Here is a 14096-nt window from a genome sequence, read left to right on the forward strand (position 1 = left end):
CTCCATGACAATCTTCCAAGCAGTCAGATAGGCTTTGACAAGATAAAGACCTGCGCCTAGCATGACAGGGGCATCGGAATCAGAAATGACATGTATGGCCTTCATGTCGCCGATGCCAGAATCCGGATCGCGTTTTTATGGACAGGTTGCTCCTTTCCCTTTGCCTCATCTTTCTCAGTCTTGCCGCGGGTCATGCCGCGCAGCATCTGCTGTGCATTCCTCGTCCCCGGCTGGAAAGCATCCGGAAGCGCCTGCAAACCTTCGCCGTCTTCTGCCTCATTCCCTGTTCGGCCATGCTTTCCCTGTGGGGTCTGCCCTCACCGGATTCCCGTTTGCTGGCCCTTCCCTTTCTGGGCATCGCCTCCTGGATCTGGGGCGGCCTCCTTTCCCTGCGTGTCGCCCGGGCCCTGCATCTGGATGCGCCGCGTACCGGCAGTTTTTATTGCTGCGGGACCTTCTCCAATCTGGGTGCGGTGGGGGCCCTGGTCTCCGTCATGTTCTTTGGAGAAAAGGCCATCGCCATCGTGGCATTGTTCCGGATCTGCGAAGAAATGTTCTACTTCGGGATCTCCTTTCCTGTGGCACGCCGTCTCGGGGGCGGCGAAGGTGCGTTCCGTCTGCGCTCCTTCCGGCCTGATCCTGTGCTGCTGCTCATCCTGACAGCTCTCGGGCTGGGACTTGCCCTCAACATGCTGGGCGTTCCCCGTCCCGCGCCGCTGGGCTCCGTGGCTGCGGCCGCCATGCTTCTTGCCACCGTACTTTTTCTTTTTGCCATCGGGCTCGGGCTGCGTCTTTCCCGCATATCCTGCTACGCGCGTGAGGCCGCGGCCCTGGCGATCGTCAAATTCATCGGCGTTCCCCTGCTGCTGGTGCCGCTGGCCGCCCTGGCAGGGCTCGGCAGCATCGACGGGGGGCTGCCGCTCCGGGTCGTGACGGTCCTTTCCTGCATGCCCGTTGCCATGACGGCCCTGGTGCCTCCGGCCCTGTTCGGACTCGACGTGGACATGGCCAATGCGCTGTGGATCTTTTCCACCCTGGCCCTGGTCGTCATTTTGCCTGTGCTGTATTTCGTTCTGCCGCTGTTGTGAGATGCTGCCGCGTGTCGTGGGGACCTGTGGCCACGGCAGGACGTTCTATCCTGAGGAGGATGTTTCATGAAAGGTTTCTACCGCTGGGCAGTCATGGCCGTGTGCGCCTGTCTGCTGGCCCTGCCGGCAACGGCAGCTCCGTACAAAAGCGAGTACAAACTGAGCGTCGTGCCCGGCGCCACCTCCGGCTGGGGCATGACCGGTACGTTCTTTGCCGACCTGGTGCGCGAGCGCAGCCAGGGCCGCATCAACATCAAGGTCTATCACTCCAGCCAGCTGCTGGCCGGCAAGCAGACTTCGGAATTTTTGCTGCTGCGCAACGGCGCCATCGACTTTGCCCTGGCCTCGACCATCAACTGGTCTCCCCAGATCAAGGAACTGAACCTGCCCGCCCTGCCTTTCTTCCTGGCCGTGCAGCCTGACCGCTACAAGGCCATGGATGCCATCCTGGCCGGCAAATCCGGCAAGATGATGACCCAGGCTGTGGAAAAGAAGGGCGTCAAGATCATCGGCTGGACCGAGAACGGCTTCCGTGAGCTGACCACCTCCAAGGGCCCCATCACCAAGCCTGAAGACCTGCGCGGCCTGAAGATCCGTGTGGTGGGCAGTCCCATCTTCATCGAAACCTTCCGTGCCCTGGGTGCCAACCCCGTCAACATGAACTGGAGCGAAGCCACCACCGGCTTCCAGCAGGGCGTGGTGGACGGTCAGGAAAACCCCACCAACGGCATCAACATCCCGCTCAAGATCTGGGATTACCACAAGTTCCACTGCGACTGGCACTACATCATCGACCCCCTGATGCTGGGCGTTAACCCCCGCGTCTGGAAGTCCTTCAGCCCTGAAGACCAGAAGCTGCTGCTGGAATGCGCCGCCGAAACGGAAAAGTACGGCAAGGCCCTTTCCCGTCTGGGCATGGACGACGGTTCCGCACTGGCCTACCTCAAGAGCATCAATAAGCTGCCCGAGACCACGGATTGTTACGCGGTCATGGAAGCCAACGGCATGACGGTATCCCGCCTGAGCAACGAACAGATCGCCGCCCTGGCCAAGGCCACGGAAGGCGTCCGCAAGGACTGGACCGCCAAGATCGGTGCCGACCTTGTCAAGGCCGCCGAGGAGGATATGGCCTCTGTCCGTTAGGGAGCGATCCCCGTACGGCAGGCTTTGCTGATTTTTGTTTTTTCGTTTTGCGGGGAGGGCCCGGCCCTCCCCTTTCAACCACCGGATGGATTCGATGCTGCGTTTTCTGGATACGCGCCTGGAAGAGATGCTGGGCGCGCTGCTGCTGGCGGTGATGGTGACCATCGCCTTTGTCAATGTGGTCGTGCGCTACTGCACACCGTTTTCTTTTGCCTGGACGGAGGAGCTGACCATCAACTTCTTCGTCTGGATCGTCCTGCTCGGTTCGGCCCGCTCTTTCCGTGACGGCAGCCATCTGGGCATGAGCATCCTGTACGATGCCCTGCCCAAGTCGCTACGCTTTTGCTGCTATCTGCTCTCCATGGCGCTCTGCCTCGGCTTTTTCGGGGCCCTGGCCTGGACGGGCTGGCTGGAAGTACGGGACGAATACGAGCTGGAAGTCATTTCCGAAGCGCTGGCCGTCCCTGTCTGGTGGTATACCATCGCCACCCCGCTTTTTTCCGTACTGACCATTTTTCGCATGTTGCAACGTGCCTGCGCTGACCTGCGCAGCGGCAGCTATTAGGAGGCCCGTGTGGAAACCACATCCTTGCTGCACGATCCGGCTTTCTGGCTGCTGGTCCTGTTCGCCATCCCGCTGATCCTGCGTGTGCCCATCGCGCTGGCCCTGGGCTTTTCTGCCCTGGTCGTCGTCTGGCAATGGGACCTGGGCTTCAGCATGCTTTCCTACAACTTTTTTGCAGGCATAGCCAAATTCCCCCTGCTGGCCATCCCCTTCTTCATCCTTGCCGGCTATATCATGGAGCGTTCCGGCATCGCTGCGCGCATCGTGGCCCTGATGGAAGCTCTTGTAGGCTCCATGACCGGCGGTCTGGCAGTGGCCACTGTAGCCGTGGCCACATTCTGGGGCGCTGTCAGCGGTTCGGGCCCTGCCACCGTGGCGGCCCTGGGCCTGATCCTGATCCCGGGCATGGCCAGGGCCGGGTATGACAAGGCCTTTGCCGCGGCCACCGTTTCCGTCACCTCCGGCCTTGCCATCGTCATCCCGCCCAGCATCGCCTTCATCGTGTACGGCAGCGTGGCCGATGTTTCCGTGCCCGCGCTCTTTGCCGCCGGTTTCGTGCCGGGCATCGTGGTGGCCCTGTTCATCATGGCGGCCGTGCTCATCATCTCCCGCAAGCGGGGATACAGGGGCCAGCCCAGCGGCAAGAGCGTGGGTACCGCCCTGAAAGAAGCCTTCTGGGGGGTCATGACGCCTGTGGTCATCCTGGGCGGCATCTACGGCGGCGTGTTCACGCCCACGGAAGCCGCGGCCGTGGCCGTTTTTTACGGCCTGTTCGTGGGGGTGTTCATCTACCGCACCATCAACAGCATCAGCATCCTGGTCGAGATCTTCGCGGCCAGCATCCGGGCCACGGCCGTAGTCATGCTGGTGGTGACCTGTGCGGGCCTCTTCTCCTGGGTGGCCTCCACTGTGGGCCTGGTGGAAAAAGGCTCCGCCGTGCTTCTGGCTGTTTCGGACAACCAGTGGGTCGTCCTGCTGATGATCAACATCATCCTGCTGCTGGCGGGCATGCTGCTGGACGCCATTTCCATCTATTACGTTTTCCTGCCCTTCATGCTGCCCATCATGGCCCACTTCAACTGGGACCCCGTCTGGTTCGGCATCATGATGACAGTCAACCTGGCTGTGGGGCAGGTGACGCCGCCCGTGGCCGTGAACCTGTATGTAGGCGCCAATATCAGCGGCATCAGCATGGAACGCATCAGCAAGGCGGCCCTGCCGCTGATCTTTGCCTCCCTGCTGGCCCTGGTGGTCATCATCATCTTCCCTGATCTTTCGACCTTCGTGCCGCGCATGCTGGGACAGATGTAAACCGGCAGGCAACCTGTTTATGGCTGCTGCCTGAAGGAGATCCAGAACATGAAATTTGCCATCGTCTATTACAGCAAGACCGGCCATACCCGTGAGATGGCCGAAGTCATCGCCCGCGGTCTGGCTGCCGCAGGTGGAGAGACCCGCTTCTTTTCCGTGGAAGAAGCCATGGATGCCGACTACATCGACCAGTGCGCCGGCGTCATTTTCGGGACGCCCACGTACCTGGCCAATACCTGCTGGCAGATGAAGCAGTGGTTCGATGAAGGTTCCCGCGGTATCAAGCTGGCCGGCAAGCTGGGCGGGGTCTTCGCCACCGCCCACTATGCCCAGGGCGGTGCCGATGTGGCCATCATGACCCTGCTGCCTCATATGCTGGTCAAGGGCATGCTGGTCTATTCCGGCGGCGCTGCCCACGGCAAGCCCTACATCCATCTGGGTCCTGTGGCTCTGGATGCCGTGGGCAACCATTATGAGGAATGCAAGGCCGATTTCGAGATCTTCGGCCGCCGTTTCGCGGAAAAGGCCCGGGAACTGTTCCCCAATAAATAACTCTGGGCCGGAGCGAAACGACACAGACGCCGGAAAAGCCCGGAGCTGCGTCCGTTATCCCGCTCTTTGCGCCGCAAGCATATGCAAAAGCGGTCTGCTCTTTTGAGAGGGCAGGCCGCTTTTTCATTTCCCGGCAGGCAATGACGTTGTCCAACGCATACAGGGAAATACCTTTGTCCTCCTTTCCCTGCCGCTATGCCTGCCCTCTTCCCCTACTGTCCCCATCGAGACGAAAAATAGCCGACCTCCCGGCGCCCTCATGGTACTTGTGCATCTTTTTCCCGCTGCCTGAGACACCGTCCATGAGCACCGGGCTATGGGAACCGGTTAGCTTCAGAGCTGCCGCTGCCGTGCCATGCTTGTGCTGTTGCCCGAAGGACTGATCCATATTTGAGCCAGGAGGACCTTTTCCCCTCTGTGGAGCAGTGACAATAGTTGCAGGGAGTCCATCCAGCAGCTGCAAGAGGATATATTTTTCAAACGGGGGAGGACCGGCTGCAGGGCAAACAGTCTTTACCTGCTCAAGCCCCTTGAACTGCTCCTGAGCTTTTGCCTGCCCAATACGGTAGCTCGTTATGCTTTGACCAAACAAAAAGGGCCGCCCCCGAAGGAGCGGCCCCATATCAGCTTTGAGCAAAAACCTTATTTGAAGGCCTTTTCAAAGTTGGGCACGACCTGCTTTTTGCGGCTCATCACACCGGGCAGCCACACGCTGTCGCCGTCGGGCTTCACGCCGAAGGCCTTTTCGACCACGGCGGGATCGTCGGAGACGATCAGCATTTCAGAGCCTTCCTTCATGATGTCGGTCAGCAGCAGGAACACGCTGTGGCGGCCTTCGCCCTTGACCTTGGCGATTTCGGCTTTCAGGCCGTCTTTCACCTTGTCGAGGATGGACAGGTCGACGACTTCCAGCTGGCCGATACCGACCTTGTTGCCGTTCATGTCGAAGTCCTTGTAGTCACGGAAGACCAGGTCGGACATGGAGGCGCCGTCAACAGCGCTCTTCACGGTGAACATTTCCATACCGAGGGCCATGACGTCTTCCACGCCGGCGACCTTGGCCAGGGCTTCCACGGCCTTCTTGTCAGCTTCGGTACAGGTGGGGGACTTGAACATCACGGTGTCGGACAGGATGGCGCACAGCAGGCCACCGGCGATGGCTTTGGGCAGTTCCACACCGTAGAAGTCGTACATGTTTTTCAGCACGGTGCCGGTGCAGCCCACGGGCCAGATCCAGGCTTCCAGCGGGCTGGAGGTGGTCACATCGCCCAGCTTGTGGTGGTCAACGATACCCAGCACGGTGGCGGAGTCCATGCCCTTGGGGGCCTGGGCCAGGTCAGAGTAGTCGACCAGGTACAGGTCCTTACCGGCCACATCTTCCACAACCTGAGGAGCGGTCAGGCCGAACTTCTTCAGCACGAATTCGGTCTCAGGGGTAGGAGCACCCTGGGCGGCGGGGGTGACTTCAAAGCCACGCTTGCTGTACAGGTCAGCAGCGGCGATGGCGGAAATGATGCTGTCGGTATCGGGGTTCATGTGACCAAGAACGAGTGCAGCCATGGTATATCTCCTCTTTGGGAATTTCGTTGCACAGTTACGTGTGTAAGTTGCCTTACGCTTGTTACCTTTAGCACAAGACCTGGGGCTTGCCAAGCCCCCCATAAAAAAAAACCTGACTCGTTTTCCTGCAAAACAATATTTAACTATTTAATTTCTATTTATATTTTATTTTTATGACGAACTTGTGATTTTTTTATTTTTTCTGTGCCCTCGGATGCGCCTCATCATACAGGTGCATCAGCCGCTCCAGACTGACCCGCGTATAGCGCTGTGTGGTCGTCAAACGCTGGTGCCCCAGCAACTCCTGCACACTGCGCAGATCGGCACCGGCATCCAGCAGGTGGGTCGCGAACGAGTGCCGCAAGGCGTGGGGAGAGACGGGCTCCACGCCCGCGTTACGGCACAGCCTTTCTATACGGCGCATGGCTTCACGGCGGTCGAGGCGGCCGCCCCGCGCGCCCACGAACAGGGCTTTCTCATATTCGGGAGCCAGCGTCCCCCGCTGCTCGAGCCAGGCCCGCAATGCCGTCACGGACGTATCCGACAACGGTGACATGCGCTCGCGGGCCCCCTTGCCGAAAACTCGGACAACACCCTCTTCCAGCCGCAAATCCGTCACATCGAGCCCCAGGGCTTCGGAGATGCGCAGGCCGGATCCGTACAACAGCTCCGCCAGAGCATGATCCCGGGCCGCCAGGGCATCGCCGGTGGCAGGGGGGATGCGGGGAGAACCGGACACGGCCAGGGCATCGGGGGTATCCAGCACGGCAAAAGCCTGATCCACATTAAGGACGCGGGGGTGGCGCTGCTCCTGTTTGGGATTGCGCACCTGGGCCGCCACATTGTTCTCCGTGCGTCCCATGCGCTGCTGATAACGGAAGAACGTCCGTGCCGCCGCGAGCTTGCGGGCCATGGAGCTTTTAGCCTCTCCCAGCGCGTACAGACGGGCCAGCCAGGCCTGGATATGCTTTTTGCTCACCTCGGCCGGACGGGCAAGGCTGGCGCCGCGCTGTGCGAGGAAAAGGGCCAGCTGGCGCAGGTCCGTCCCGTAGGCGATCTGCGTCGTAGGCGAAAGGCCCCGCTGCACGTCCAGCCAGGCCAGGAAAGCTTCGATCTCCAGAGTAGTGCGGGGATCGAGCTCCTCTTCCACCGTATCCTTTTCTATGTGTCGTCCCATCTATACGGCCTCGTAGCGTGCGCCCGGCAAGCGCCGGATGCGTCCCATTATCTCCAGTCCCAGCAGCACCGGCGCCAGCTCTGCGGGGCTGCGTCCCAGGGCGGCCCCCAGGGCATCCACATGCAAAGGGCCCTGCTCCCGCAGCAGCGGGATGATAGTATCCTGTGCCGGAGACGCGGCAGCTGTGTCCGTATCCCCGGCTCCTTGCGTCGGCCTCTCTTCCCCGTTGCCGGAGTCGGCCTTTGGCGGCGTGTCCGTCTCCGGCGGCATGCAGGCAAAAAGCGTACGGGACAGCCCCGTGCCCTCGGCTTCAGCCCGGCGGCGACGTTCTGCGGCTTCCCGTGTCAGATGGTCGGCCTGCACGCCAAAGTCACGCAATGGGCCGGCAAGGTCTTCCAGCACATCTTCCGGCGCGAAAACCGGTTTGGCCCCCTGCCGGACAAGCTCCTGGCAGCCGAGACTCTGACCGGACAGGGCCGCTCCCGGTACGGCATAGACTTCCCGCCCCTGCTCCAGCGCCAGGCGCGAGGTGATGAGGGTCCCGGAACGGCTGGCGGCCTCCACCACGACCACGCCCAGAGAAAGACCGCTGATGATGCGGTTGCGGACAGGGAAATTTTCCCGCAGGGCCGGTGTGCCGGGAGCAAATTCAGAGACCAGCAGGCCCTTTGCCGCCATCCTGTCATATAAACGGGTATTGGCCCGGGGATACGGAACATCTATGCCCGTCCCCAGGACGGCGATACTGCTCCCTGTCCTGCCCAGCGCGGCTTCATGCGCCGCCTTGTCGATGCCCCAGGCCATGCCCGAGACCACCGTGATACCCCAGGAAGCAAAGGCTCCCGCCATATGTCCGGCCAGGGCCTGCCCCCGGGGCGTGGCCTTGCGCGAGCCGATGACGGCCACGGCCGGATTGGCCAGCAGAGAAAGATCCCCCAGGCAGTACAGCAAAACAGGGGCGTCGGGCAGTGTACGCAGCAGGGCCGGATAAGCGGCTTCATGCCACTGGACGACGACAGCGTCCAAATCACGGACGGCATCCCATTCCGCCCGTGCCGTGACCCGCCATGAGCCTGTGGAGAGTTCGGCGGCCTTGCCTTTGTCCACCCCGGCATCGGCCCATCTTTCCCTACCTTCCAGCGCGGCGAAGGCCGAACCGAAATGGCGGAGCAGCCGGCAGCAGGAACGGGCCCCCAACCCGCGGCAATGGCGCAGGGCAAGACCGGCCCAGTATTCACGCCGGGCGCGGTCATCCATATCGATCCAGCGGGCAGACAAGGGAGCTGCGGGAGCCTGATCCGTCATGGCCGCACCAGTCCTTTTTTGCGAATGAGATCAGCCGCTGCGGACGAAGGGAAACGCTGCACCACCTGCCGGAAAGCCTTGCCGGCGCCTGCCGTATCTCCCTGCTGCTTCAGGATCATCCCGGTACGCAACAGGGCATCGGCATTTTTATGGTGCCTGGGATACCGGGCCTCCACATTTCGGAAATGCGTCAGGGCCTCTTCGTTTCGGCCCTGGCTGGACAGGGCCTCGCCCAGCCAGTACTCGGCATTGGCCGCATAGGTCCCGGAAGGATGCTGTTCCAGCAAGGCCTGCATACGGGCCATGCCTTCGTCCAGACGGCCCGACAATATAAGATCCAGCCCTGCCTGATAAGCGGCCTTTTCATCAGTGACGGGAGCGGATGTGTCCGCCGTTGCCGTACCGGACGGGCTGTCTGTGCCGGGCGCAGGCCCTGCATCGTTGACCGCAGCAGGCTTTTCCGCACGCGCGGCCCCGGACGCCGTACCTGCTGCCGGTCTGGAAGCGGCGGCAGAAGTCACAGGCTGCCGTTTTTCGGACGTATCCGCGGAGGACGTCTGTGCGGAGGGGGCATCCTTTGCCCGGGCCGACATGCCCTTCCCGGCAGCAGCGGGACTGGTGGTCGCGGCGGTCGCGGATGGTGTTTTTTCCCGGGAGGAGCTTTCGTGACCTGCATGCACCTCCTGCCCTTTTGCAACAGACTGCCCCGTCACTTCTGCGGCATCGTCCCGCACCGCCGCCTCATTTTGACGGGATGAAGGCCCAGGCTCCACGGCCGGGGGCGGGCCTCCGGCCGTGCCGTCAGCAGGGGCGGCGCCATGATGGACAGGCAAGGGGCACTGCCCCTGATCACACTGCAAGAACTCCTCACGCACAGGGCCACGGTAAGCATGCACGGGCCTGCTGCTCCCGGACCACGGCAGCTGCCAGCTTTCCTGCGATTGCTGTGCTTCCGCGGCCGGAACAGCTACGGGATGCGACAGGGCAGGCAGGACAGCAAGGAAAAAGGACAGGCTAAGGGCATGTGCTTTCATGGGAGACTCCTGTCTTTTTTCTGCCCGATGCGCTCCGGCAATGCAAGCGCTGCTTGCAGCACAGCCATTTTTGAGGCACAACCAACACGAACTCGGCGTCTCCCTGCCGGAGAACCGGGATCCGGTGAATCTTTGGAGGAACAATGGGGAACTTTTTAGAGAGCGTGCGCGCCTTCATCGCTGACAATCCGCTGCTGCAGACAGGGCTGGACATGGGGAGCATCATTGTGCCCTTTGCCCTGCTCTATGCCTATTTCGGCCTTACCTTCATCGCCATCTGCGGCGAGATCATAGCCCTGCGGCGCAAGCGTTCCGCTTACAACAAATGTGCGCGGCAGCTGGCCTGCCTGAGCATGCTGCTGGGCTGGCTCATGCTGCTGGGGGGGCGTTTGTGGCTCATCATGGCGCTGGACGGTTTCGACTCCTACAGCATCATCGTCCTGCTCAGCGAAGCCACTTGGATGATGTTCGGTTTTGCGGCCATCGTTTCCTGCTGCTACTTCATGCTCTGGAAATTCCTGGCCAATTATCCCGTACTGCACATCGTCCTGGGCGCCATCGCCTTCCTGCAGGGCCTGATGACCTGTGTGGGCGTCATGGCCGTCACCCGCCTGTACAATGCCCTTTCCCTGCCTGAGGCCAGCAGCATCACCATCCCGCAGCTGTTCACGCCCCAGTTCGGTCAGGCTTACCTGAGCGCCCTGTGCTATACCCTGCCCCTGATCTTTGCCCTTGCCGGCGGCTTTGGCGCCGTGTGGCTGCTCCTGCGCCGCAAGGCCGATGACTTTGGCCGGGACTATTACAATACCATGGTCCCCTGGTGCACGCGCTGGGCCCGCAATGCCTGGGCCCTGCTCTGGCTGCTGCTGGTGGCATCCAGCGGGCTGGAGATCTGGCAGACCTGGCAGACCACCGGTGTGTTCATGCAGCAGGATGCCATCTTCCAGAGCCTCCGCGTGCTGCTCTGGCTTGTGCCCGCCCTGCTCTGGACCTTGGTCGCGCGCAGCGCCACTCCGCTGCGCCAGAAGCCTGCCCTTGTGATCGGCCTGCTGCTGTCCATGGGCTTCACCCTGCCCTATTTTATGGAACTGATCCGGCTTTAGCCGATACGACAGCCAGTGTGCCGCCATTCCTGGGAGGCATGCTGGCTGTCGTGCGTCCGGGCCGCTATCAGGAACGTTGCCCATGCCTCACGAATCGCCTGAAAAAAATTTCTATCCCCTTTTTCTGGACCTGAGCGGCCTGCACTGCCTTGTAGCCGGTCTGGGGGGCGTCGGCAGTCGCAAACTGCAGGGCCTGCTGCATTGCGCACCGGCCTCGATCCTGGCCCTGGACATGGAAGCCCCTGCCGCAGAGCTGCGTCCGCTGCTGGAGCAGCCCTGCGTCCGTTTCGAGCAGCGGCCCTTCCGTGACGAAGATCTGGACGGTCGTCAGCTTGTCTTCGCCGCCACGGGCAATGCCGATGTCAACAGGCATATCGCCCTCCTCTGCCGGGAACGCCATATCCTGTGCAACTGTATCGATGCCCCGGCGGAAGGCTCGTTCATCGTGCCCGCCGTGGCCCGCTCCGGCAGCATGGCGCTGGCCCTTTCCACCGGCGGCGCCAGCCCGGCCCTTTCCCGGCGCTGGAAGGGCGAGCTGACGACCTGGCTGGAGGCCCGCCAGAAAATGGTCCGTCTGATGGGACGGTTGCGTCCCATGGTCCTTGCCTTGCACGACGAGACAGGGCACAATACGGCCCTGTTCCGCGCTCTGGCCCAGTCGCCCCTGCAGGATCATCTGCAACAGGGCGACCGGCAGGCGTGCCTGCGCTGTCTGCAGGCCCTGCTGCCGCCAAAGCTGCACGACCGCATCCCGGAGTTGCTTGATGTTATCGCCTGAGACCTCCACCCTACTGACCCTGTGTTGTTACGGCGCTGCCACTGTGGCCGGTCTGGCCGGCATGCTGCTGCGCAATGCCTTCTGGCGGCGGCTGGGCTGCTGGCTGGCGGGGCTGGGATTCGTCTGCCAGACGTTTTCCCTCCTGCTCGGCTTCCACAAGACCATGCCCACGGGCCTGAGCCTTGGCGGCTATCTGCAGATGCTGGCCTGGTTCGTCCTGCTGTGCGGCCTTGTCAGCCGTCTGCGCTACAAGCAGGAAGCCCTGCTCCTGCTGGCCACGCCGCTGGCCCTCATCCTGTTCGCCGTTTCCGCCCCGTACCTTTCCGCCGTGGTGCAGGTGCCTCCCCAGCTCAAGGGCTCTTTCTACGCCCTGCACGTGGGGGCGCTGTTCCTCAGCATGGGCCTCATGACCCTGGCCTTTGCCGCCAGCTCCCTGTTCCTGTTCCTGGAACGGCGCATCAAAAGCAAGCAGCGCATGGAAGGGTTCTGGCAGGACATGCCGGCCCTCTCCCTGCTGGACAAGATCAACGCCTTCGGCGTGGCGGCCTCGTTCCCGCTGTACACGCTGGGTGTGGTCTCCGGCCTGTTCTGGGCCAAGCCCGTCTACGGCGCCACCTTTACCGGTGACCCCAAGGAAGTGGTCAGCATCATCGTCTGGCTGCTCATGGCCTATGTGTTCCACGGCCGTCTGGCCACCGGCTGGCGCGGCCGCAAGCCTGCCCGCCTGATGGTGCTGGTCTTCGGTCTGAGCCTTTTCTCCATCGTGGTCGTCAATACCCTGATGGAAACGCATCATTCCTTCATCAAACCTTAATCCACCGACGTTGATATGGATTGTGATATCGTACTTGTTGGCCTGAACCATCGCACCGCCGGTGTGGACGTGCGCGAACGTTTCGCCCTTGTGGATTTTTGCAGCCGGGAAAACTGGGCCCTGCCGTGTGACGACGTCATCGGTGAAGCCATGATCCTTTCCACCTGCAACCGTGTGGAACTGCTTGCCACCGGTCATGGCGATGTGGCGGGCCGTATCCTGGAACGCTGGGCCACCGCACGCGGTACCGACCCCGAAGAGCTCCGGCCCTATGTCTACATCTACAAGAACATGGATGCCGTGCGGCACCTGTTCTCCGTGGCTTCCAGCCTGGATTCCATGATCCTGGGCGAGCCCCAGATCCTGGGGCAGCTCAAGAGCGCCTACCGCAAGGCGGCCGCCTGCCACGCCACCGGCGTGATCCTCAACCGCCTGCTGCACAAGGCGTTCTCCGTGGCCAAACGCGTGCGCACCGAGACCGCCGTGGCCTCCAGCGCCGTGTCCATCAGCTATGCCGCCGTGGAACTGGCCAAGCGCATCTTCGGCGAGATGCAGCACCACAAGGCCATGCTGGTGGGCGCCGGTGAGATGGCCGAACTGGCCGCCACCCACCTGCTCCAGGCCGGTGTGGACGAGATCCTGGTGGCCAACCGTACGTTCTCGCGCGGTGAGGAACTGGCACGTCAGTTCAATGGCCGGGCCCTGCCTTTTGAATCCCTGGCCTCCCATCTGACGGAGGTGGACATCATCATCACGTCCACCGGTTCGCCGGATCCCGTCATCCGTGCCCGTGACATCCGCGGCGTGCTCAAGGCGCGCAAGAACCGGCCCATGTTCTTCATCGACATCGCCGTCCCCCGCGACATCGACCCCGACGTCAACGGCCTGGACAACGTCTACCTTTACGATATCGACGACCTCAAGGAAGTGGTGGAAGAGAACCTGGCCACCCGTCGCGACGAGGCCCAGAAAGCCGCCGAGATCGTGGACGAGGAAGTGGACATTTTCCGGCAGTGGCTGTGCAGTCTGGACGTGCAGCCCACCATCGTGGACCTCATCCAGCACGGCGAGAACGCCGCCCATGAAGAAGTGGCCCGTACCCTGAAGCGTCTGGGCCATGTGGACGACGCCACGCGCGAGGCCATCGAGGTCATGGCGCTGGCTCTGGTCCGCAAGCTGAACCACGATCCCATCATGTTCCTCAAGCGCGGCACCATGTCGCAGGAAGGCAGTGCGCCGCGCATCAGCCTCATGCGCCGCATCTTCAACCTTGACCAGGGCTGTACCTGTAGTGCCCGGAACAACGGAGAGCACGAATAATGCGCTATTTCCTCATCGATGACCTGCGTGCCGAAGAGACCAAGCGTCTGTGCGAACATCTGGATGCCATGGATCTGGGCGCCGGTCTGGACGGCATCTACTGGCTGCCCATCCCTGCCCATATGCTCAGCGCCGTGCAGAAGGAACACGAAAGCCAGTGCGGCCCCTATGTCATGGCGCTGGAATGCGAAGAGACCAGCCTGCGTCTGGAGCTGCTGGTGCGCGCCCGGGGCCGCATCCGCTGCGAATGTGTGGCCTATGCGTCGCCCGAACTGCAGCGGCACATGATGGACTACATCACGGATACCCTGAAAGAACTCAAGATCCCCAACTAAACGGAATGCCC

At 62.1% G+C, this 14096-nt stretch carries 14 protein-coding genes; 10 read left to right on the plus strand and 4 right to left on the minus strand.

The annotated features are described in order from the left end of the window. Nucleotides 1–137 precede the first annotated feature (137 nt). From ACQRAG_RS00815 to ACQRAG_RS00835, 5 genes are all read left to right on the plus strand, one after another. On the plus strand, nt 138–1088 hold the full coding sequence (locus ACQRAG_RS00815; protein WP_297158924.1) for an AEC family transporter: 951 nt from the start codon (nt 138–140) through the stop codon (nt 1086–1088). A 66-nt stretch (nt 1089–1154) separates the two neighbouring features. Then, nucleotides 1155–2231, plus strand: coding sequence for a TRAP transporter substrate-binding protein DctP (gene dctP, locus ACQRAG_RS00820; protein ID WP_204625819.1), 1077 nt, complete (start codon nt 1155–1157; stop codon nt 2229–2231). 94 nt (nt 2232–2325) lie between these two features. Beyond that, nucleotides 2326–2796, plus strand: coding sequence for a TRAP transporter small permease (locus tag ACQRAG_RS00825; protein ID WP_168935694.1), 471 nt, complete (start codon nt 2326–2328; stop codon nt 2794–2796). Nucleotides 2797–2805: 9 nt separating this feature from the next. Next, the gene (locus ACQRAG_RS00830) at nt 2806–4107 is read left to right on the plus strand and encodes a TRAP transporter large permease (RefSeq protein WP_289616090.1); all 1302 of its coding nucleotides are present in this window, start codon (nt 2806–2808) and stop codon (nt 4105–4107) included. Between the two features lie 48 nt (nt 4108–4155). Next, nucleotides 4156–4659, plus strand: a complete 504-nt coding sequence (locus tag ACQRAG_RS00835) for a flavodoxin family protein (RefSeq protein WP_300646343.1) — start codon at nt 4156–4158, stop codon at nt 4657–4659. Nucleotides 4660–5301: 642 nt separating this feature from the next. Here ACQRAG_RS00835 and ACQRAG_RS00840 read toward each other — a convergent pair. The 4 genes from ACQRAG_RS00840 to ybgF all read right to left on the minus strand — a co-directional run bounded on the left by ACQRAG_RS00840 (nt 5302) and on the right by ybgF (nt 9735). After that, complete coding sequence (locus tag ACQRAG_RS00840) at nt 5302–6219, minus strand: manganese-dependent inorganic pyrophosphatase (RefSeq protein WP_040369259.1); 918 nt, start codon at nt 6217–6219, stop codon at nt 5302–5304. 193 nt (nt 6220–6412) lie between these two features. Continuing rightward, entirely contained in the window at nt 6413–7396 is a 984-nt protein-coding gene (locus tag ACQRAG_RS00845) for a tyrosine recombinase XerC (protein WP_304025193.1), read from the minus strand. Then, entirely contained in the window at nt 7397–8701 is a 1305-nt protein-coding gene (dprA, locus tag ACQRAG_RS00850) for a DNA-processing protein DprA (protein WP_304025196.1), read from the minus strand. Further along, nucleotides 8698–9735, minus strand: coding sequence for a tol-pal system protein YbgF (gene ybgF, locus ACQRAG_RS00855; protein ID WP_427803730.1), 1038 nt, complete (start codon nt 9733–9735; stop codon nt 8698–8700). Before ybgF ends, dprA begins: the two co-directional genes overlap by 4 nt. A gap of 143 nt (nt 9736–9878) precedes the next feature. On the opposite strand from ybgF, the gene ACQRAG_RS00860 reads away from it, so the two are divergent. The 5 genes from ACQRAG_RS00860 to ACQRAG_RS00880 all read left to right on the plus strand — a co-directional run bounded on the left by ACQRAG_RS00860 (nt 9879) and on the right by ACQRAG_RS00880 (nt 14085). Beyond that, nucleotides 9879–10838, plus strand: a complete 960-nt coding sequence (locus ACQRAG_RS00860; protein WP_168935699.1) for a hypothetical protein — start codon at nt 9879–9881, stop codon at nt 10836–10838. 82 nt (nt 10839–10920) lie between these two features. Then, nucleotides 10921–11616 (plus strand): precorrin-2 dehydrogenase/sirohydrochlorin ferrochelatase family protein, encoded by a 696-nt coding sequence (locus ACQRAG_RS00865; protein ID WP_297158912.1) that lies wholly within the window; start codon nt 10921–10923, stop codon nt 11614–11616. Continuing rightward, nucleotides 11603–12430: a cytochrome C assembly family protein gene (locus tag ACQRAG_RS00870; protein ID WP_006005466.1), complete on the plus strand. Its 828-nt coding sequence runs from the start codon at nt 11603–11605 to the stop codon at nt 12428–12430. Before ACQRAG_RS00865 ends, ACQRAG_RS00870 begins: the two co-directional genes overlap by 14 nt. A gap of 15 nt (nt 12431–12445) precedes the next feature. Next, nucleotides 12446–13750, plus strand: coding sequence for a glutamyl-tRNA reductase (hemA, locus tag ACQRAG_RS00875; protein WP_168935702.1), 1305 nt, complete (start codon nt 12446–12448; stop codon nt 13748–13750). Then, on the plus strand, nt 13750–14085 hold the full coding sequence (locus ACQRAG_RS00880) for a hypothetical protein (RefSeq protein WP_168935703.1): 336 nt from the start codon (nt 13750–13752) through the stop codon (nt 14083–14085). Before hemA ends, ACQRAG_RS00880 begins: the two co-directional genes overlap by 1 nt. Nucleotides 14086–14096: the final 11 nt, after the last annotated feature.

Origin of the sequence: Desulfovibrio sp. SGI.230, assembly GCF_050313065.1 — a bacterium.
Taxonomy (GTDB): Bacteria; Desulfobacterota; Desulfovibrionia; order Desulfovibrionales; family Desulfovibrionaceae; genus Desulfovibrio.

Coding starts and splice junctions, on each gene's coding strand:
- ACQRAG_RS00815 (WP_297158924.1), top strand. CDS start 138: ATGGACAGGTTGCTCCTTTCCCTTTGCCTCATCTTTCTCAGTCTTGCC.
- dctP (WP_204625819.1), top strand. CDS start 1,155: ATGAAAGGTTTCTACCGCTGGGCAGTCATGGCCGTGTGCGCCTGTCTG.
- ACQRAG_RS00825 (WP_168935694.1), top strand. CDS start 2,326: ATGCTGCGTTTTCTGGATACGCGCCTGGAAGAGATGCTGGGCGCGCTG.
- ACQRAG_RS00835 (WP_300646343.1), top strand. CDS start 4,156: ATGAAATTTGCCATCGTCTATTACAGCAAGACCGGCCATACCCGTGAG.
- ACQRAG_RS00840 (WP_040369259.1), bottom strand. CDS start 6,219: ATGGCTGCACTCGTTCTTGGTCACATGAACCCCGATACCGACAGCATC.
- ACQRAG_RS00845 (WP_304025193.1), bottom strand. CDS start 7,396: ATGGGACGACACATAGAAAAGGATACGGTGGAAGAGGAGCTCGATCCC.
- dprA (WP_304025196.1), bottom strand. CDS start 8,701: ATGACGGATCAGGCTCCCGCAGCTCCCTTGTCTGCCCGCTGGATCGAT.
- ybgF (WP_427803730.1), bottom strand. CDS start 9,735: ATGAAAGCACATGCCCTTAGCCTGTCCTTTTTCCTTGCTGTCCTGCCT.
- ACQRAG_RS00860 (WP_168935699.1), top strand. CDS start 9,879: ATGGGGAACTTTTTAGAGAGCGTGCGCGCCTTCATCGCTGACAATCCG.
- ACQRAG_RS00865 (WP_297158912.1), top strand. CDS start 10,921: ATGCCTCACGAATCGCCTGAAAAAAATTTCTATCCCCTTTTTCTGGAC.
- ACQRAG_RS00870 (WP_006005466.1), top strand. CDS start 11,603: ATGTTATCGCCTGAGACCTCCACCCTACTGACCCTGTGTTGTTACGGC.
- hemA (WP_168935702.1), top strand. CDS start 12,446: ATGGATTGTGATATCGTACTTGTTGGCCTGAACCATCGCACCGCCGGT.
- ACQRAG_RS00880 (WP_168935703.1), top strand. CDS start 13,750: ATGCGCTATTTCCTCATCGATGACCTGCGTGCCGAAGAGACCAAGCGT.